The following is a 20,025-nucleotide window of genomic DNA, read 5'->3' on the forward strand; positions in this document are numbered from 1 at the left end:
TTTTCACCCCTGTCGAATATGACAGAAATTAGGCAACTGCTATGAAAATTTGTTTTGTTATGTACCCGTGGGACAAAGTTGAGCCAGAAAACGACTCAACACTACGCATGATTCACGAAGCTGCATCGCGTGGTCACACGGTAGCCATTACAACACCGAATAACCTGACAATGCGTCACAGCACTGCGCTGGCATTCTGCCAAGTGTTAAAGCAAGGTGAGATTTCTTCTAATATCCCTAGCTTCTACCGCAAAGCCGAATTCAACAGCGCTCAGCTACCGCTTGCTGGTTTTGATGTTATTTTCATGCGTGCCAACCCGCCGCTAGATACGATGGCGTTGAACTTCTTGGATTCTGTTCGTGATCAAACTTTCATCATGAACGACATCGACGGTCTACGTGTAGCAAACAACAAGCTATACACCACCTCGCTGCCTGATCCGAACAACGAGTTCATCCCTGTAACACACGTATCTAAGAACCGCGACTACCTACAGCGCGTTCTAGAGGAAAGCACTAACGATCGTATGATCTTGAAGCCATTGAACGGCTACGGCGGCAAGGGCGTAATCCTAGTCGAGAAAAGCGCAAAATCGAGCGTGAAGTCACTGCTTGACTTCTACATCGGTGATGATCAGAACTACGTTATCCTTCAAGACTACATTGAAGGCGCTGAAGAAGGCGACGTACGTATCATGATGCTAAACGGTGAGCCAATTGGTGCGATGCGCCGTGTACCTGCAGAAGGTGACGTGCGTTCAAACATCCACGCGGGTGGCCGTGAAGTGAAGCACGTACTGACCAAAGAAGAGATCCAACTGTGTAAGCACATTGGTCCTAAACTGGTTCGTGACGGTCTGTACTTTGTGGGTCTTGACGTGATCAAAGGCAAACTGGTTGAAGTAAACGTACTAAGCCCAGGCGGCATTACACGTATCAACCGTTTGAACCGCGTGAAGCTACAAGCTCAAGTTTTGGACTTCGTTGAAGGCGTTGTTAAAGCCAAAGAAATCGGCATTGCACGTAAGAACGAATTCCGTCAGGTAATTGCTGATGCTACAGCTTACTGAAAATGAAGTGCTGGAAAAAATCCAGCAACTCATTCCCTTTGAAGCGCAGCTAAATGACGGCAGCCTGACTATTCGCATCAGCGAATACCAGCCGTACATTGCAACAGCGATCCATCATGGTCACCGCCTCCGCGGCGACCTGATGCCAAACTGTTTGCTCAATGAAGATGAGCGTTACTTCGAAGAAGATCCGTTTACCGGTGATTTCATCTCCTCGCTGCCTATCGTGCTGCAAGGGGAAGACTCGCGCTATGAGTATGATCTCAACCGCGGGCCGGATAACTGCATCTACGAAGAAGCATGGGGCAAGCCAGTATGGTCAACCCCACTGACTGACGCTGAACGCGCCGTTTCACTGGAAAAGCACAACACCTATTACCGCATTCTTGCGTGTCTTGTCGACACACTGGAAAGCCACTTTGGTCTGTGCCTGTTATACGATCTGCATTCGTACAACTACCAGCGTATTGAGCGTGACGTGCCGGTCTTCAACTTGGGCACCAAGCAGGTCAATCGCCGTCGCTGGCGCAAAGAAATCGATAGTTTGATGGATAAACTCAACCAGATTGAGCTGCCAAATATCGATGTCACTGCGCGCGTGAACGATGTATTCCAAGGTATGGGGTACCAAGCGACCTTCATCAAGGAACGCTTCAACAATACCTTGATCATGCCGCTGGAAGTCAAAAAAGTCTTTATGGACGAAGCCCGTGGGGAAAGCTACCCACTGGTTATCGAGAAAATGAAGGCGGAAATGAAGAACGTCTTGACTGAACACGCCGCAGAAACCATTTTGCGCCGTACCAAAGTCAAGAAGTTAACCAGCAGCCACATCTTGGCGTCTAAGTTGCCACGTGAAGTGATCAAGCTTGACCGTCAACTGCATGCCATTGCACGCGGTGTGAATACGCTAAGCTACATCAACCCGCTGAACATCAAGCAGGAAAAACGCCGTTTCTTGCAGCGCCCGCACGATTATCAGCCGAACTTTACGTATCGTCAGCTTGATCTGGATCCGTACAAGTTCCGTGAGCAGCTTTACCGTTTGCCGGTTGAAGACATTCGCGATGCCGACATCCAAAAGATGTACCGCAAAGTGATTGATCAGCTTGCTGTACGTATCGATTTGCTGACCAGTATTGGTACCGATGAATTCTTGTATAACTCGCTGCGCTACTACGGCCAGCCGGATCAACAAGACATCGCCAATGCGAACTTCATTTTGCATGCGTGCGAATATGATGAGCCTGAAGCGGAAACCATTACCGCACAACAAGCGATTCAAGCGTTTAAAGACGCTGCGGACGATTACGGCATTAAGTGCAAAATCGCCGGCTCTAAACAACTGATCGCGCGTGCTATGGTGAGCGGCCGCAATATCAAGGTGAACATGGGGGCAAAATTCAATCCTAAAGATTTGAATGCCCTTATCCACCATGAGTTGGGTGTACACTTGGTGACCAGTGCCAATGCTGAAATGCAGCCACTAAAAGTACTGCAGCTTGGCTTGCCGGGTAACACCCACACCCAAGAAGGCTTGGCAATTCTTTGTGAGCACCTGTCTGGCAGTTTCCCACTGCACCGCCTGAAAACATTGGCGTTGCGTGTAATTGCGGTTGATATGATGGTACGTGGTGAGACTTTTAACGAGACTTACCATGTACTGAATCATGACTACAAGCTCAGCAAAGATGATGCATTCACGATTACAGCCCGTGCGTACCGTGGTGGTGGTTTCACGAAAGACTACCTCTACCTAAAAGGGCTGAAGGATGCGTTGCATGCCTATGCAAACGAAGATCTGACATCGCTGTTTGTCGGTAAAACCGGTTTTGAGTTCAAGCCATTATTGGATGAACTGATCACCCGTGAAATTCTGAACAAGCCTGCTTTCATGCCGAAAGCGCTTGAACTGAAAGACAACCACGATCCAATCATCGATTACATGTTGCGCTGCATCAAGTAACACGGTCTTGATTGCAAAAACGCCGGTGAGGTTCTCCTCTCCGGCGTTTTTTTATCCCCAAAGAAAACATCAGAGACCCCTGCGTGTAAACATCCCATGATTAGTGGCACCCTACATTGCGTGTTTCTTGGGAATCAGGCATGCTGCACACAGGCTCAGCAATGGAATCGCCACGCCATGGAATCCCTCTTTTTACAACAAGCCCTTGCGGCTTATACCAGCCCGTGCCGTACCCATTACCGCATATACGGCCAATCCATGACAAACTTGGATGCGGTCACGTTTTACCTCAAGCAAGCACTCGCCTTGGCGTCTTCGGTACAGCGCACAGAGATACTCATCACGCTGGCCAATATGGCCACGTTTAACGGTAAGTTATCGGCCGCCTTGCGTTTGTATGAACAAGCCAGTCACAGTGCCTCTGCATCGCAGCAGCAGGCTATTCTGTGTTACCAGGCGGTTTGGCATCACATCGCCGCAATGCCATCTTTGGGCACCGTGGAGGCTGACAGCCTCACCTCTGCTGAACGACAACCAAAAGCACAACAAAAAGCACAACAAAAAGCGCAACAAGCACATGCTCAGCAAAGCCGCATCGCACTGACAGCACTGCGCGCGCTATCCCCTCAACAGGCAGAGGCGGTGATAACGATGATGGACACGTTAGTCACGGTACTTCAGACAGTGATACCGGCAGGATCCGAAGAGGAGCAGGCACAAGCCGAAACTGACGACATGCACAGTAAGCATCGCGCATGGGTGATCTTAGGGCATAAACTGGAAGCCGATGGGGCGTTATCGGCAATATTGACAGAGCGGTTACAGGCCGCCTTACCGTTAGTGCAACGCTGGCCAAATAGCAGGATCATCGTGACTGGGGGCGTACAGCAAGCGGGCTACACCGAAGCCCAACGAATGACAGAGTGGCTGATTAACGCAGGGATTGATCGGGCGAGGATCATTGAAGATAACGCCGCAACAAATACGCTAGATAATACCCACAATAGCTTGGCCATTGCTCATCACTGCGGAATAAAGCGGCTGACATTAATCACGCATGCCAACCACCTGCACCGCGCGTGGATCTTATTTCTTACGATGCAGCAGCGAAGCAAGAATTCGCCATTGACGATCAATGCGATGGCCGTTGAGAAGCAACACATCGCCGCACCGACCGGTCAAACAGCATTGAATGGCGTGATTGATGCATTGCGGGGCATGGGCCTACCCGCCTTTCGGGTTGGCCCATACACACATCCATAACCCAGTGGCTGTCACCGGAATTCAAACAGGATCACTGTTGGTCTATCCAATGCGTCACCGCCGTAATCACCTTGCTCATTTCACGCAATAAATGCTGTTTAGCATGCTCAGCTTGCTGGCCACTGACCCCTTCGCAGTCCTTTGCGGCCTGTGCCAACACCGCAATATTCAGGGCATGGGCTGAGCCTTTAATGCGGTGTGCCAATGCCGAAAGATCACAATGTTCTGTCGACAACAACGCATGATCCGCCATCAGTGCGGCTTTCACTACCTGTGACATTTCAACTTGCTCTTCTTGCGCATAGTCACTCAACCAATCAAGTTGCGCACTTGCGCTTTCAGCGATTGTTGGCAAACAGTATTTACCCAATATGACCGACAGCGTATTAAGGGTATAGGGTTTATAGATTATGTCATCCATCCCGACCTGCTTCGCTTTTTCCGTGACTAAACGCGAGTCTTCTGCCGTACAGCCGATCACCGGCACATGCGCTAGTCGTTCATCAGTCTTGATTTTTACCGTCAGTTCATAACCATCCACGTTGGGCATATGGCAGTCAGTAATCACCACATCGATATGCGCATCGCATGTTTGTAACATTTGAATGGCTTCCAAGCCGTCATTCACAATCACCGTGGTTAAACCGAGTTTCGACAATTGCTTCTGAAACAGCAGCCGGTTGATTGGGTCATCATCAGCCACCAACACAGTACCGCTATACTGGGCCAATGTGGTACTAGCAGGGCGAAGTGGCATATACGCTGATAACTGCTTCAACAATACATCTGGATAAATATTGTGGTTTTCTGCCATCATCACGATGGTGTCTGTGTGTGGCGCAAACGTATCCAGAACGACCACACTCCACACGTCTAACCAGTTTGCAATACAGGGATCATCGGTATAAACCGGTTTTGCATCCCGATTATCATCACGGTAAAAGCCTGCAGGCAGCGTCACTGCCACTGTCGTCCCTTGTACAGCCTGACTGTCTACCTCTATAGTCCCACCCATCAGCACCACCAAACGCTGCACGATGGACATGCCTAATCCTGAGCCACCATAGCGACGAGTAATGGTGCGATCCCCTTGGGCAAACGGCTGAAATAAATTGGCCAATTGTTCTGAGGTCATGCCACAACCAGAGTCCTTCACCACCAGCTGTAAATTGGACTCTGTGATAACAATCGACACGGTAATATAACCATGATCGGTAAACTTAATCGCGTTATTCAATAGATTATTGATTATTTGAATCACGCGGTGCCAATCCAATTCAGCCATGCACCGTGCTGTAGGCTGCCAATCCACCACAAAATCCAGCTTTTTCAATTGCGCATGACTTTCAAACGTACGGAGCACTGGGCACAGCTCATCAAACGCATTGCTGCGGTACATATCCAGCTGTAACTGCTCGGCTTCAATTTTTGAAAAGTCGAGGATATCGTTGACCAGTAACTTAAGGCGCTCAGCAGACAGCTGAGCATTTTGCATCAGCTCTTGATTGTCTTTTTGCTTGAGTTTTGAGCTCAACAGTTCCATCAGCCCGATCATCGCCGCAAGCGGTGTTCGCAATTCATGGCTCGTCATCGCCAAAAACGCGTCACGGGCTTTCAGCGCATTAATCGCTTCCAGTTTCGATTCTTTTAGCTGTTTCTGCTGCAATTTTAACTCAGTGAAATCATCATAAACCGTGATGTTGTATTCTTCCTCATCCCGAGGGTTAATCACGGTTTCCCGTAAAATTCGGAAATAGCGATCTTCCACCGCACACCCATTTTTGGTCAGATGGAGTTCAGTTTGCTCGTTATTGGACATCGCGCCGCCTAACGAGTCGAGGAAGAAACACGGCTGCTGCATGTTGCCACACTGATTCATCTCACAGGTCTGCAAGCAGGTTTTAAACGCCTTATTAGACAAAATCGGCCTACCGGTCGCGTCGGTGATCACCACCATACCCGGAATGTTATCCAGCAATTTCATCAGCCATTCGACTTGCTGATAAGAGCGCTTCTGCGTGGCTTGCGCCGAGGTTAACGAGAGCTTCAGGCGCTTAGCATGAATCAATCCCATGATCAGGATGATGGCAACGACACCCATTCCCCACAGCGCAATATGGGTCGCTGTATCTTTATCAAACCCATACTGCGCAATAATATGATGGTGATTCAATCGCGCTAAATTGATTTCATTTTCGGTCGTCACATCAATGGCGGCATTCAGCACACTGCGCAAAAGTTGTGAGTCATCTCGGAGAATGATCCCAAGATCAGTATCGATCAATAACGGGTTTTTCGGGATAACAACATCAAACCTATCAGCTTGATTAAAATAGCGTTGTATATCAACCACACTTTGCGGCACATACGCATGCGTCACGACACCCCGTGCGACATCGGCCAACAATGGCGTAATGTGCTTATAAACTTGATGCTTTTCTTTAAGCTGAAGTTTGGTATAACCACAGCTGAACCCATTGGAGCGATCCAGCACGGCCCAGACTTTCTTATCAATATTTTTCTTGGTTTTAATCAGTGCCCATTCCACGGCATAAAATGGACGGGAATGAATAAACATCCCCTCGTCGATATCATCGAAGAATTCACCTGGCAACAATTCCACCTCCCCTCGTGCCAGCATTGCATTCGGTGTCCGCCCCGTAGGAGGAACGTACTCAAACACCAATCCGGTTTTACGGGCCAAAATTGCCATGATATCATGCACATACCCCACGACCTCACCCGACTCAGGATGTCGGTATGACAACGGGTGTACTTCATCACTGATGGTGTAACGCAGCACCTCTCGCTGATATTGGTTCTTTATTGCCGTCAAAATCAAATCATTATGTAAAAGCTGCAAATCCGCTTTATATGGTGTTAACAGACCATCCTCTTGTGCGTGGGCAATATAGCGATCGATAATCGCCATTAACTGGGAATGGCGAGGGGACATAATCATGGATGCCATGCTTGAGTTAAGTGGATCAAGCATTTGAATATCGCCCATCCACTCCCCTGGCAGTAGCGTATTGTAATAATCGTACGCTAATGCAAAATTGACGATGGCCCCGTCTGCCAAACCTAATGCCAACCGATGGATCACTTTTTCAGCAGTATCAGCACGGAGCAGTGTTCGATACCCCCCTTGTGCGATGTAATCGCACGATACCGTGCCCCGCAAGCAAACCCAATCCATTTCACTGGCTGGTTTATTTTTCAATGCCGCGTGAGATAACCACTTCACATTGTAATTTTGAAAAACCGGCACAGAAAAGAGTAGGTGCTTTTGACGTTCTTCCGTTGAAACAAATCCCAGCGACAGATCAGCACCACCTTCTTCCACAGCTTGCATTACAGCCGCGTAATTATCATAAGACCTAAAACGCAAAGGCAATCCAATCGCATCACCCATTCCCTTTAAAAAGTGATAATAGACACCACCGCCCTCTTCAGAAGAAGACATATTCCAAAATGTTGGACGTCCATGTGCAGGCTTCGCAATCACTAACTCATTGTGAAGTGCCACAACGCGCTTCTCATCAGGGGTTAATTCAAACGGTGCGCCAACAACCGCGCTGCTAAACAAGAAAAAGTAAGCAATAATAAAAACGGGATTGATCATAGACAGGGCTAAAGGGGGAAAGAAAGCGCCGCATACTAATGCAGCCCCCAGAGGCTGTAAATCGCTATCAATATTTACTTACAAATAATCTGGTTAATTGGATTTTCCAGCCCAAAACCCGCATCAAAACGAGGATAAACCCCATAAAAAAACCTCCAGTAGGAGGTTTTTTGTTAGACGTTTGTATTTTATTACCCGCGCGTATCCGCCGCTTTAAATTTTAAAGCGGCCCACTTGGGTTTGTAACTGCTCACAACGCGTTGCCAGCATCATGAATGCCTGCTCCGTGTTATGGATTTGCTCCGCCATGGCTTGGCTCTTATCCGCAATACGTTGTACGTTTTGATTAATGTCTTCACTCACCTGATTTTGCTGCGTCGCTGCCGTGGCTATCTGCAAGTTCATCTCATTGATCACCGAAATCGACTGACTGATCGCATCCAATGACGCATTGGCACTGTTCGCCTGCCCCACGGTATTAATGCCGCTTTCTCGGCTGCTCGCCATTGCGGTTACGGCTTCTTTCGCGCCATGCTGTAAACGCTCGATCATGGCTTGAATTTCACCAGTACTGAGCTGCGTTTTACTGGCCAGAGAGCGAACTTCGTCGGCAACCACCGCAAAACCTCGGCCTTGTTCACCCGCACGCGCCGCTTCAATCGCTGCATTCAATGCCAGTAAGTTAGTTTGATCGGCAATGCCACGGATCACATCCAGTATCGAGGCAATATTGCCGACATCCCGTTCCAATTCACTGATCACTTGGCTGGAGGCATCAATGTCATCGGCTAACTGATGGATTGAACTCACCGCATTGCCAAGTACGTTCCGCGCGGTATCTGAATCATCACTCGCTCGCTGACTCGCTTGCGCAGCCTCATTGGCATGCTGGCTCACGTTGTCGCTGGTCGCACTCATTTCATTCACCGCCGTCGCCACTTGTGCGCTTTCTTCATGCTGCGAAACAGCATGCATCGCCACACCTTGTGTTTCTTGCTGGATCTGGTCGGTGGCGGTTTGTACAGCGGCCAAGGTCGATGCCACTTCGCCCATGGTTTGATGAATCGTCCCGACGAACGCATTAAACGCTTCGCCCAATTGCCCGACTTCATCACGGCTGGTAATGTCGACACGCTGCGTTAGGTCACCATCCCCTTGTGCGATATCGTTCATGCTGTCAGACAAGCGGCGCAACGGCGTGACAACGACACCGGAAATGAACCACGTGGCGGCAATCGACAGTAAAATCGCCACCACGACGCCAATTTCTAACGCGCGTGTCACCCATGCAATTTCTTTATCAATGGCCACTTGTAGATCGGCTTCATTCTGTTCAATACTGCTACGTACCTGCATGAACAAATCAATCAGGGCAACAAATTCGCGCTCTATCTCTTGTCGATGAGTTTGGTAATACGTATCGGCCCCATCGGGATCTGCGACGATGTGTGCATAATAGTCAACCCACCGGACATATTGCTGTTCTAATTGATTCACGGTCATTTGCAATGACCCCGTTAATAGCCCTCCATCAATCAAACGTTGCGCCGCCAATAAGCGCCCCAATGCTTTCGACTCATCATCGGCATACAGCGCTTGATAATGTGCAACCTGCTCAGGATCGTTATTCGCCAATACGATGCCCTTGCCCGCCGTCGTCACTTGGTACAGGTCACGGTACCCGTCATCCATATCCACCAGCACAGGCTCAATATAGTCATTAAGGGTGGCATTGGTGTTGACCTGATCATTGAAGACCACCATGACCAAGGCAAACAAGCTCGAAAAAATCGTCACGACGATCAAGACAGGGACAGCAAACTTACTGCGAAAACTGAGGTTATGAAACCACGACATATACTTCCTTATAAATCATAGAGCTAGTGGTTAATTGTTATGAATGCGTGGTGATTCTTCCCTATATAGCGTTTTCTATCAAAAACCGAATTAAAAAGGGTTACCGTACACCCATTGGCACAGTGTTTTTAATTACTTTTGATGCATAAGCGACACATATACAGCCTTTTATCCTTAAATTTATCTATCAATCTCCAGTATTTACCCCTTTACTCTGTGTTATAGATCCCAACATTATTATTTGGATAATGGCACCGGTTTTGAACCGTTTTCATTCGGGCATAGGTGATCGTGACAATTTTCGCTATCATCCTTTCTTACTGGCTTCTTAACGCGACGTGTCTATGTATCTACAGAACCTGCAACACTACTTTGGCTTTGATTCTCTGCGACCAGGGCAAGATGATGTGATCCAACATGTCATCAATGGTCACTCTAGCGCGGCTATTTTCCCGACCGGCTCGGGCAAATCTCTGTGCTACCAGTTACCGGCGCTGCAATTGCCGCATTTAACCTTGGTGATTTCGCCACTGCTGGCCTTGATGAAAGATCAGTTAGATTTTCTGCACAGTAAGGGAATTGCTGCCGCCTCTATCGATTCCAGCCAAACGTGGGAAGAAAGCCAGCAGGTGATGCAAGGGGTCAGAAGTGGGCAAATCAAAATCTTGATGATTTCCGTTGAACGCCTGAACAACGAACGATTTCGTCATTTTATCGGGCAAGTGCCGATTTCCCTGCTCGTGGTGGATGAAGCCCACTGTATTTCAGAATGGGGACACAACTTCCGTCCGGATTACCTTAAACTGCCTCAATACCGCGCGATGCTGAACATTCCGCAAGTGTTGCTGCTGACCGCCACCGCGACACCGGCGGTTATCGAAGACATGCGCAATAAATTTGCCATTGCGCCAGAACATGTCGTGATCACCGGATTTTATCGCCACAATTTGGATCTCGCCATTGTGCCCACGCCGCTGGCGGAGAAACAGCAAACACTGCTTCAGCAGTTAACCCAATCCGCATCACCGAAGCCCACGATTGTGTATGTCACACTACAGAAAACCGCAGAAGACTTGGCACAATGGCTCAGCCAGCAGGGTTATGCGGCACAAGCGTATCATGCGGGAATGGACAGCGAGCAACGTCAACGCATTCAGCGCGATTTCATGGCAGGTCAGCATCATTGCATTATCGCGACCATCGCCTTTGGTATGGGGATCGACAAATCAGACATTCGCCAGGTGATCCATTTTGATCTGCCAAAATCGATCGAAAATTACAGCCAGGAAATTGGACGTGCCGGCCGTGATGGTCAACCCGCTGACTGTATTTTGTTAGGCAATAAATCCGGCCTGAATGTACTGGAAAACTTTGTCTATGGCGACACACCAGATCAATCTGCGATTGAGCACCTACTCACGCAAATCTTACAACAGGCGCACGCCCAACAAGGAGAGCAAGGCACACCACAATGGGAGGTGATCCTGCTACGCTTGTCTAAAGACACGAATATTCGCATGCTGCCGCTAAAAACCCTGCTGGTGTATCTGGAAATGGCAAACATCATCGAGCCACAGTACACCTATTTTGCTGACTACCGCTTCAAGTTAGAGCAAGATCAGGCCTTTATTCTTGGGCACTTCCAAGGTGAACGTCGCGACTTCATTCAGCATGTTTTTAACTGCTCAGCCAAAGCCCGAACCTGGTATACGGTTGATTTTGATGCGTTATGGCAAGTGGCGCATGCCGAGCGTAAACGCGTGGTAGCCGCGCTCGACTATTTCGCAGAGAAAGGCTGGATCACGCTTGAAAGTAAGCAAATGACGGATGTTTACCGTATTAGCCGTACCGACTTTGATGCCAATGTAGAAGCACAACGCCTGTACCACCTTTTTGCGACAAAAGAACAGAGTGAAGTCCACCGTTTAAACGAGATGCTGGCCTTCTTTGAAAGTGAACAATGCCTCAGCCATCGTCTGGCGCACTATTTTGCCGATCACAATGCGCCCGCGCAATGTGGGCACTGTTCAGTCTGTCGTGGTCATGTCGCGGTATTGCCCCAAGATACAGCGCCGGCCGCCATTTCCGATAACATGCTAAAAGCATGGGTAGATCCGTTCATTAGCGCCTGCCCATCATCGCCTTCTGCAGCGGCGATCACCCGCTTCTTGTGTGGCATGAACAGTCCGCTGCATACGCAAATCAAAGCCCGTCAGCTTTCTGGGTTTGGAAAAATGGAACTGTACCCTTTCCAAGCCACCCTGACACAAATTACCCAACTTTACGCGATGTAAGCACGAGCGATATTCATCACAACGCGGGGGATTTCCCCGCGTTCAGCTTTTCCCTTTTATTCCCTATCTGCTTTCTTCCTTCCCTGCCTTCCCTCCTTCCTCGTCAGACTTTTTAGCAATAAAAACCACAAAACCGTGAAAGATCTCACATAAGCACAGGTCTACTATAGCGAGATTGATAAGACTATCAGTAACCACACTATTAAACACGAGGAAGCCATAATGAAAACGCTACTTCTTTCGGTGATAATATTGAGCTGCAGTACGGCATCGTATGCCTTTACCCGTGAAAATACTCAAGCCAGTCAGTACATTAATGCCGGTGTCAGTGATTCACGCGAAGCGGCGTACCGTCAAGGGCAGACGCTGGTTAACAACCTCAACAATGAATCCCCACGTAAACTCAAACGTACACTCGGGATCTATGAGTATGGCCTCAAAACCAACTCGCTCACCGTCGACAATTCGCATATTCAAGTGGATGAATTTTCCAACGCAAAAGGGGAAGTAAAATACCGTGCCATTGTGAATGTGAACTATAGCTACGACACCTTTGAATCGGACAATCGCTAAGAAAGAGCCGTTAAACACGGCAGGTTTGAAGCGGGATGAGGTGGCATGATGAAAAGTTGCGCATTTATATCGGCTTTGCGCACTTTTCTCGATTTGTCATATGAAATCTTTATTCAACCGTAGCGATCTTGGTCACAACGTTTTAGAATGGCGCTATATCCCCAAGTAACCTCAATCATCGTGTTGATATAACTTGGCATAAACATAATGAAGATAGAGTGAAGCCATGACTACTAACAACGAGCAAGAATTCCAACCCTGCGAAGCCTGTGGCGTATCAGCTGAAATGGGCTTTATCATCAAAGAAGGTGATGATGTTGCGGAAGTACAAGTATTTGCCAACAATAAAGCAGCCCTAGAAGGTGAACTGGCGAATTACTTGGCATTGGCGAAAGAAGTCAATGCAAACTTCAAGTATGACGTAACGCCGCTAACTGACGATAGCACAGAGCTGACTGCTCGCATCCAGTTTGAGTGCAGCGCTGAAAAACTTATCTATGAGCTAAAAACACGCTCACTGATTCGCTAATCGATTCAGCCTATTGCTTGGGGCACCATGCTCCATCATTGTGCCCGTCGCGAAGCCAATACATGCTCTGTATTGGCTTTTCTTTTTTCTGCACACTTTCCTGCACTCAGCCTTGGCTTTCGCTGCCGTCATTCTTCTGCCCTCTTCCTCTGACACTCTGACACTCTGACACTCTGACACTGCATTTTTTAACAAAATAAATTAATTCAGCGCATTTTTTATGCCCATTACGCATTTACAGGTGGTAATTTCATTCTTTTTGTATAAAAATAAAGCGTAAATATGAATCACTAAGCACATGATGCCTGATTGCATCATGCATGAATAAGGATGAGTTCGATGAAGAGTAACAAAGCAAGAGTGATTTCCAACTGGAAGCCGAGCAACGAACGTGAATCGGCGGCATTACGCGAGTTTTTGATGCAAGAAATGGGCGCGACGACACCCCATCATCAAGGGGGCACAGGCAAGTTGGCACCCGATTCAGGTCGACTCATTCGCTAACGATGGCAGGTTTGCCGCACTCTGTGCAGCCACACACTGCGGTCCTTAATGTCACCTAGCACCCTCGCGTTCCACCTTCTGATGTAAGCAGCCAATCTTGTTCCCCATGATTGGCTGTTTTGTTTCCCCTTTCTTTTCTGTAACGGTTTTATCTCCCACCAGCATTTTCTCGCGTCACGCAATATGCTTTAAGGCTTCCCGTCGACTTAACGGCGATAGTACCGCGTGATGCGCCTCAACAAACCCACGCACATACGTTGGATCCGTCTTCGCGTATTCACGTAATACCCAGCCTATCGCTTTCTGAATGAAAAATTCGGACTCATGCGCCAGCATCAAAATGGTCTCTTCTAACAGCGGTACATTGGTCTGCGATTTGTGCTTTAAATGCGCCAATAACGATGCGCGGCGTAACCACATATTGTCATCTTCACGCCATGCCACCAGCACAGAGGCCAGATCGGGATGGGCTAAAACAAGTGGGCCAATCAGGCTTGAGGCCAGCTTATCCACCGTGTCCCAATGGGATGCCGTGCTGAGCATTTCTTCATAGATCACAAAGGCTTCACGGGTTCGAAACGCTTTATAGTATTCCGCTACATCCATCGCTAAATACTGTTCTTCACGGTTTTCACCTGACCACAGCCAAAGCACTAAGCGTTGATATTCAATGAATGACGTGATCTTGGTATGCGCCCTCGCCTGACGAAAAATGGTTTTTCGCTGCGGCATTTTTACCCCATAAAACGGTTGATCCGTTTTCATGTAGGCTTGCATGGTTTTTGCGGTATCGGCATCTCCGGCTTCTGCCATGCGTTGCTGCATGAATATCACCATAGGAATAACAAGTGACATCAATAACTTCCTTTTACTTATATTTTTGAGCATTGGAGCACAGTTTTATAGGCAATGCTATCGAAGAAACCGCGCACCGTCACACAACGACAGTGTCGTAATGCAGTTGACGAATACCGCCACGCTTCCTACGTTTATTGTTAATAATAAAAAATCCTATTGGTTTACGTGAGTTAGTTTACGGCGAGTCGAGCATTGGCTTTCCCTTCTCACAAGCAAGGATAGCAAGGTATGGATCCAAGAAACGTAACCACCATTGATGACGCCAAGCGCATTGTTGATGCCCGCCAACTGAGCCACGTTAAAGTCGGACTGTTTGATAACGACGGTGTAATGCGCGGAAAATACATGTCCAAAGCCAAGTTCTTCTCGTCACTCGATAAGGGTTTTTCCTTTTGTGACGTGGTCTTAGGCTGGGATGTAAAAGATCAGCTCTATGACAACGCCCGCTATACCGGCTGGCACACAGGGTATCCTGATGCCCCAGTGCGCATTGTGCCATCCAGCTGCCGTGATGTGCTCGACGAAGAAGGCATGCTGTTGTTCATCGCAGAGTTTGCTGGCGAAGCAGAAACCGTGTGCCCTCGCGGGGTATTACGGCGGGTGATCGCTAAAGCGCATCAAATGGGATTCTTGCCCCACGCCGCTTTCGAGTATGAATTTTTCCTTTTCAATGAAACCCCGCACTCGGTGCGAGAGAAAGGTTTTCGCGATCTAGAAACCGTCACGCCTGACTGGTTCGGCTATTCCATGATCCGCAATTCCACCCATGCTGCATTATACCAACGCATACTCGCCATGACCGAATCCATGGATTTCCCACTTGAGGGGATTCATTCCGAAACCGGCCCGGGCGTCATCGAAGCAGCATTGACTGTGGATAGCGCCGCGCACGCCGCCGACAAAGCGGCCTTATTTAAAACCTACATGAAAGTGCTGGCACAAAAACACGATTTAATGGCGACCTTCATGGCCAAGTGGAGCAACGCCTACCCCGGCCAAAGTGGACACATTCACTTATCCCTGCAACACAACGACGGTTCCAGTGCGTTTTTCGACCCTGACGGCCCACACGGCATGAGTGCACAGCAGCGGCACTTTCTGGCAGGTCAGCAGCGATTAATGCCGGAGTTACTGGCCATGGTCGCGCCGTCAATCAACAGTTATCGCCGCATGATACCAGGGTATTGGGCCCCTACCGATGCCACATGGGGCATTGAAAATCGCACCACCGCTTTACGCGTGATCCCCGGCAGCGCCAGCAGTCAACGGGTTGAATACCGTATCGGCGCAGCAGATGCCAACCCCTACCTCGCGCTGGCTGCCGCATTAGGATCCGGGTTGATCGGTATCGAACAAGGCTGGGAGCCCCATGCCCCTGTCGAAGGCAATGCCTACAGCCAACCGCATGCCCAAGAGATCGCCTTGCCCCGCACCCTATGGGATGCCACACAGTGCTTCAAACACTCTGAAGCCGCACACCAACTTTTCGGCACGGCCTTTGTCGAGCATTTTGCCGCGTCCCGTGAATGGGAAGAGCAAGAGTGGCGCAAACACGTCTCCGATTGGGAATTGAGTCGCTATTTTGAAATCATCTAGGGGGTCACCATGCGCAGTTCCGCCGCCTTTCATCAAAGTGCCAGTAAAACGATTCAGAATACCGTCTCACCCGTTGATGGCCGCGTTGTCGCCTCCGTCACGTTAGCCGACTTTCGGGACATGGACCGCACCTTAGACATCGCCAACCAAGCGCAACGTACATGGAAACAAATACCATTAGCCGACCGAAAACGTTATTGTTTACATGCCATTGAATCCTTACTCAGCCATACCCCCAGTATTGCGAAAGAACTGTCTTGGATGATGGGGCGCCCCATCCGCCACGCCAGCAGTGAATTGCGTGGTGTCGAAGAGCGCGCACTGGCAATGATTGAGATGAGTGAACACGCCCTCGCTTCTTACCATTTACCGGACAAGCCCGGTTTTACCCGTTTCATTACACGCGAGGCACTGGGCACCGTCTTGGTGGTCGCCCCGTGGAACTACCCGTATCTCACCGCCATCAATTCCGTGATCCCCGCGCTATTGGCCGGCAATAGCGTGATCCTTAAACCGTCATCACAGACCCCATTAACCGCCCTGCGCTTACAACACGCCTTTAATGACGCCCGTTTGCCGGCGGGCGTCTTTCAGCATTTGTATCTGAACCATAAAAACACCGCTACCTTGATTGCCAGTGAACGTCTGAATCACGTTGTTTTTACCGGTTCTGAATCCGGCGGGGTCGCCGTTGAAAAAGCCGCCGCTGGGCATTTCCACACCTTGGGGCTCGAACTCGGCGGTAAAGATCCGGCGTATGTCTGCGCCGATGCCAACCTCGATCACGCCGTCAAAACGGTGGTGGATGGTGCCCTGTATAACGCGGGACAATCTTGTTGTGGGATCGAACGGGTGTACGTCGATGCCGCCATTCATGATCAATTCGTGGATAAGGTGACCGCGATGGTCAACCGCTATCGCCTGAATAACCCATTGGACGAATACACCACCCTCGGCCCCATGGTCAGCACCCCAGCCGCCGATAAAGTCCGCCAGCAACTGCGAGAAGCCATCGCGATGGGAGCGACGGCACACATTGTTGAGTCAAACTTCCCGTTAAGCCGCGATGGCACCCCGTATTTAGCCCCGCAGGTACTGACACAGGTAAACCACAAAATGCGCATCATGCGGGAAGAAACGTTTGGCCCAGTGATCCCCATCCACAAAGTGGACTATTGCGATGAAGCCATTGCTTTAATGAACGACAGCCCTTATGGCTTAACCGCCAGCGTGTTCACCCGTGACGCCGCATTAGCCATGAAAATTGGCAACCTCATGGACTGCGGCACCTTTTTCGTCAATCGGTGTGATTATCTTGACCCCGGTTTAGCGTGGGTCGGCACCAAACGCTCAGGTAAGGGCTATGCTTTGTCACATATGGGGTTTGAAACTTTAACCCGCCCCAAATCTTTCCATATTAAACACGCATAAGGGACGGTATGAGCACTATGCATTGGCACTTCCCCACGGAGATCACCGTGGGCGAGCACATTAGCCAGCAACTGCCGGATTACTGCCAACTGGCAGGTATCCAAGCCCCTTTTTTTGTTGTTGATCCTCAGCTCTTAACGACGCCTTCGGTGCAAGCCCTGCTTGCCCCCTTTCAGCCGCCGATACACAGCGTTTTCAGTCACTTTCGCGGAGAACCCACGGACAGCCATATCACGGACGCGGTAACGGCTTGCCGTGCCCATCACCATGATGGGCTGATCGCCATCGGGGGCGGTTCCGCCATCGATATAGCCAAAACCCTTGCGCTGATCGCTCCGCAACCTTGCGCGCTACCCACCGGTTTGTGGGACTTTGAAGACGGTGCTTACGATCCCGCGCACAGTCAACTGCTCCCCCTATTGCCGACCATTGCGTTACCGACTACCGCAGGGACTGGCTCAGAGGTGGGGCGCTCGGCGGTAATCACCGATAGCCGTAACCAACAAAAACGGATCATTTTTCATCCCGATATGTTGCCCCGCTACGTTTTATTGGATCCAACCCTAACGTGTACGTTACCGCCCCACCTGACCGCCGCAACCGGCATGGATGCACTCTCGCATAACCTTGAAGCCTATTGCAGCAGTGCGTACCACCCCATGGCAGAGGCCATCGCATTAGAAGGGATCCGGCTTATCCAGCACAACTTGCCTGTCGCCTATCATGATGGTGAAGATAGGCAAGCCAGAGCACAGATGTTAATTGCCGCCAGCATGGGCGCCACTGCCTTTCAAAAAGGCTTAGGGGCCATGCACGCCTTAGCCCACGCGTTGGGCGCGACGCATCATCTGCATCATGGTCTACTCAATGCGGTACTCATGCCGTATGTGCTGTGCGCCAACCACCGCTATTTACATGAAAAGATGCAGCGCCTTGCCCGTTATCTGGATTTGCCGGAGCAAGACTTCAACGGGGTGCTGGCTTGGGTTTTGGATTTGCGGGCACAACTGGGGATCCCGCATACACTGGCAGACATCTGGCTCAGTGAGTTAGACACGGCAGCATTAGGCGAGATGGCTCACCACGATCCCGCCGCGATGGGGAACCCTCGGCATTTCACGCCCGAGCAATACCGTGACATCCTTGAACATGCCCAACGGGGCACGCTCGATCTATAGTCGCGATCTGAAAAACAAGCAGGCAAAACAGGCTGGAACAATAAGCAGATAACCGAAAGAGGCAGTATGAAACTCGGTATATTATTGTGTGATGATGTGCGAGAGGCGTTACAAGCGCGCCATGGCAATTACCCTGACATGTTCACTCGCTTGTTTGAACACGTCGACACCCGTGTTTACTTACAATTTTATCGGGTGATTGACGGGCAGTATCCCCAATCACTTGATGAATGTGATGCCTATTTGATCAGCGGCAGCCGTTACAGCGTGTATGACACGTCACGTTGGATCATAACGTTCACTGCGTTTATCCAGCGTTTGTACCAACAACACATCCCACTGGTTGGCATCTGCTTTGGCCATCAAATGCTGGCTTGGGCACTCGGCGGCGAGGTTGTCCGCGCCGACAAAGGCTGGGGCATCGGCGTCCATCAAGCCACCTTCGATCCCCAAGCACTCACCCAACATAGTTGGCTGCCTGACACGCTAGACAAGTACGCCCTGATCGTCAGCCATCAGGATCAAATTGTCTCCCTGCCGCCACACAGTACGGTATTGGCGGGCAGTCCCTTTTGTCCCACGGCTATGATGTTAGTCGGCGAGCATGGCCTCGGCCTGCAAGGACATCCTGAATACACCCCGCACTACAGCCAAGACCTGATTACCCTGCGCCACGCCCTTTTTCCTGAGAAAACCGCCAACAATGCGCTCAATTCCTTATTGGCACATACGCATCATCTGGAAATAACGGAAATAATAGTCAGCTTTATTAAATCGCGATTGATGGTGACTAAGGGCACCCCATCATGTCATCCGTGATATAGAACCACCACTTGCTGCGTTTTTTAACCACGTTGTCGATACGAGATCGGTCTAATACCGTTGTGCATCCATCAGGGTGAGACAGTGTGACATCCTTGAGGTCGCCATCCAAAGTCTCTGGCAACCATTCATGGCGGTCAAAAAACCAACCTGCACTTTTCCCCGGCGCCAAATGGAATACCCGGTGGGGGCTGTCTTCTATGTCGTAACTAAACGTCCCCGTAAACGTGACGTCTTTATTGGTTTTATTCATGACCACGACCGAATGCGTCGTGACACAGCCTGTTAGCATAAACCCAGCAATCACAAGAAACAGCCGCTTCGTCATCGCGTGTGTTTTCTTTCTCAGAGCCATGTTGTCCCTTCCTTGGCCATTACCGTTACGGGCTATCCGATAGCGTCTATATACGTAATCTATTTACAGCGCATAACATCACTGTACACGAAGTAAAGCATGAA

Annotated in this window: 15 protein-coding genes; 11 read left to right on the top strand and 4 right to left on the bottom strand. The window is 49.7% G+C overall.

The window, feature by feature from the left end:
• The first annotated feature begins 41 nt into the window (after window positions 1–41).
• The 3 genes from gshB to ACSF8W_RS02085 all read left to right on the top strand — a co-directional run bounded on the left by gshB (window position 42) and on the right by ACSF8W_RS02085 (window position 4,299).
• Window positions 42–1,070: a glutathione synthase gene (gshB, locus tag ACSF8W_RS02075; RefSeq protein WP_500844604.1), complete on the top strand. Its 1,029-nt coding sequence runs from the start codon at window positions 42–44 to the stop codon at window positions 1,068–1,070.
• Window positions 1,054–3,036: a flavohemoglobin expression-modulating QEGLA motif protein gene (locus ACSF8W_RS02080; RefSeq protein ID WP_500844606.1), complete on the top strand. Its 1,983-nt coding sequence runs from the start codon at window positions 1,054–1,056 to the stop codon at window positions 3,034–3,036. Before gshB ends, ACSF8W_RS02080 begins: the two co-directional genes overlap by 17 nt.
• A gap of 177 nt (window positions 3,037–3,213) precedes the next feature.
• Window positions 3,214–4,299 (top strand): YdcF family protein, encoded by a 1,086-nt coding sequence (locus ACSF8W_RS02085; protein ID WP_500844608.1) that lies wholly within the window; start codon window positions 3,214–3,216, stop codon window positions 4,297–4,299.
• 31 nt (window positions 4,300–4,330) lie between these two features.
• On the opposite strand, the gene ACSF8W_RS02090 is transcribed toward ACSF8W_RS02085, so the two are convergent.
• Complete coding sequence (locus ACSF8W_RS02090) at window positions 4,331–7,924, bottom strand: ATP-binding protein (RefSeq protein WP_500844609.1); 3,594 nt, start codon at window positions 7,922–7,924, stop codon at window positions 4,331–4,333.
• 213 nt (window positions 7,925–8,137) lie between these two features.
• On the bottom strand, window positions 8,138–9,781 hold the full coding sequence (locus tag ACSF8W_RS02095; RefSeq protein ID WP_500844610.1) for a methyl-accepting chemotaxis protein: 1,644 nt from the start codon (window positions 9,779–9,781) through the stop codon (window positions 8,138–8,140).
• 344 nt (window positions 9,782–10,125) lie between these two features.
• On the opposite strand from ACSF8W_RS02095, the gene ACSF8W_RS02100 reads away from it, so the two are divergent.
• The 4 genes from ACSF8W_RS02100 (at window position 10,126) to ACSF8W_RS02115 (ending at window position 13,681) form a co-directional block, all read left to right on the top strand.
• Window positions 10,126–12,075 (top strand): RecQ family ATP-dependent DNA helicase, encoded by a 1,950-nt coding sequence (locus ACSF8W_RS02100; protein WP_500844612.1) that lies wholly within the window; start codon window positions 10,126–10,128, stop codon window positions 12,073–12,075.
• Between the two features lie 222 nt (window positions 12,076–12,297).
• Window positions 12,298–12,648 carry a DUF3316 domain-containing protein gene (locus tag ACSF8W_RS02105; RefSeq protein ID WP_500844614.1) on the top strand — a complete coding sequence of 117 codons (351 nt, stop codon included), beginning with the start codon at window positions 12,298–12,300 and terminating at the stop codon, window positions 12,646–12,648.
• 226 nt (window positions 12,649–12,874) lie between these two features.
• On the top strand, window positions 12,875–13,177 hold the full coding sequence (locus ACSF8W_RS02110) for a YfcZ/YiiS family protein (RefSeq protein WP_428479845.1): 303 nt from the start codon (window positions 12,875–12,877) through the stop codon (window positions 13,175–13,177).
• 339 nt (window positions 13,178–13,516) lie between these two features.
• A complete protein-coding gene (locus ACSF8W_RS02115; RefSeq protein WP_428479846.1) occupies window positions 13,517–13,681 on the top strand; it encodes a hypothetical protein in 165 nt (54 codons plus the stop codon).
• 174 nt (window positions 13,682–13,855) lie between these two features.
• On the opposite strand, the gene ACSF8W_RS02120 is transcribed toward ACSF8W_RS02115, so the two are convergent.
• A complete protein-coding gene (locus ACSF8W_RS02120) occupies window positions 13,856–14,536 on the bottom strand; it encodes a DNA alkylation repair protein (RefSeq protein WP_500844616.1) in 681 nt (226 codons plus the stop codon).
• A 231-nt stretch (window positions 14,537–14,767) separates the two neighbouring features.
• On the opposite strand from ACSF8W_RS02120, the gene ACSF8W_RS02125 reads away from it, so the two are divergent.
• The 4 genes from ACSF8W_RS02125 to ACSF8W_RS02140 all read left to right on the top strand — a co-directional run bounded on the left by ACSF8W_RS02125 (window position 14,768) and on the right by ACSF8W_RS02140 (window position 19,563).
• Entirely contained in the window at window positions 14,768–16,135 is a 1,368-nt protein-coding gene (locus ACSF8W_RS02125) for a glutamine synthetase family protein (RefSeq protein WP_500844618.1), read from the top strand.
• Window positions 16,136–16,144: 9 nt separating this feature from the next.
• Window positions 16,145–17,566, top strand: a complete 1,422-nt coding sequence (locus ACSF8W_RS02130) for an aldehyde dehydrogenase family protein (protein ID WP_500844619.1) — start codon at window positions 16,145–16,147, stop codon at window positions 17,564–17,566.
• An 8-nt stretch (window positions 17,567–17,574) separates the two neighbouring features.
• Window positions 17,575–18,744: an iron-containing alcohol dehydrogenase gene (locus tag ACSF8W_RS02135; protein WP_500844621.1), complete on the top strand. Its 1,170-nt coding sequence runs from the start codon at window positions 17,575–17,577 to the stop codon at window positions 18,742–18,744.
• A gap of 66 nt (window positions 18,745–18,810) precedes the next feature.
• The gene (locus tag ACSF8W_RS02140; protein WP_500844622.1) at window positions 18,811–19,563 is read left to right on the top strand and encodes a glutamine amidotransferase-related protein; all 753 of its coding nucleotides are present in this window, start codon (window positions 18,811–18,813) and stop codon (window positions 19,561–19,563) included.
• On the opposite strand, the gene ACSF8W_RS02145 is transcribed toward ACSF8W_RS02140, so the two are convergent.
• Entirely contained in the window at window positions 19,535–19,921 is a 387-nt protein-coding gene (locus ACSF8W_RS02145; RefSeq protein WP_500844624.1) for a hypothetical protein, read from the bottom strand. The genes ACSF8W_RS02140 and ACSF8W_RS02145 overlap by 29 nt on opposite strands.
• Window positions 19,922–20,025 lie beyond the last annotated feature (104 nt).

Source organism: Photobacterium sp. 270122K (assembly GCF_059941365.1).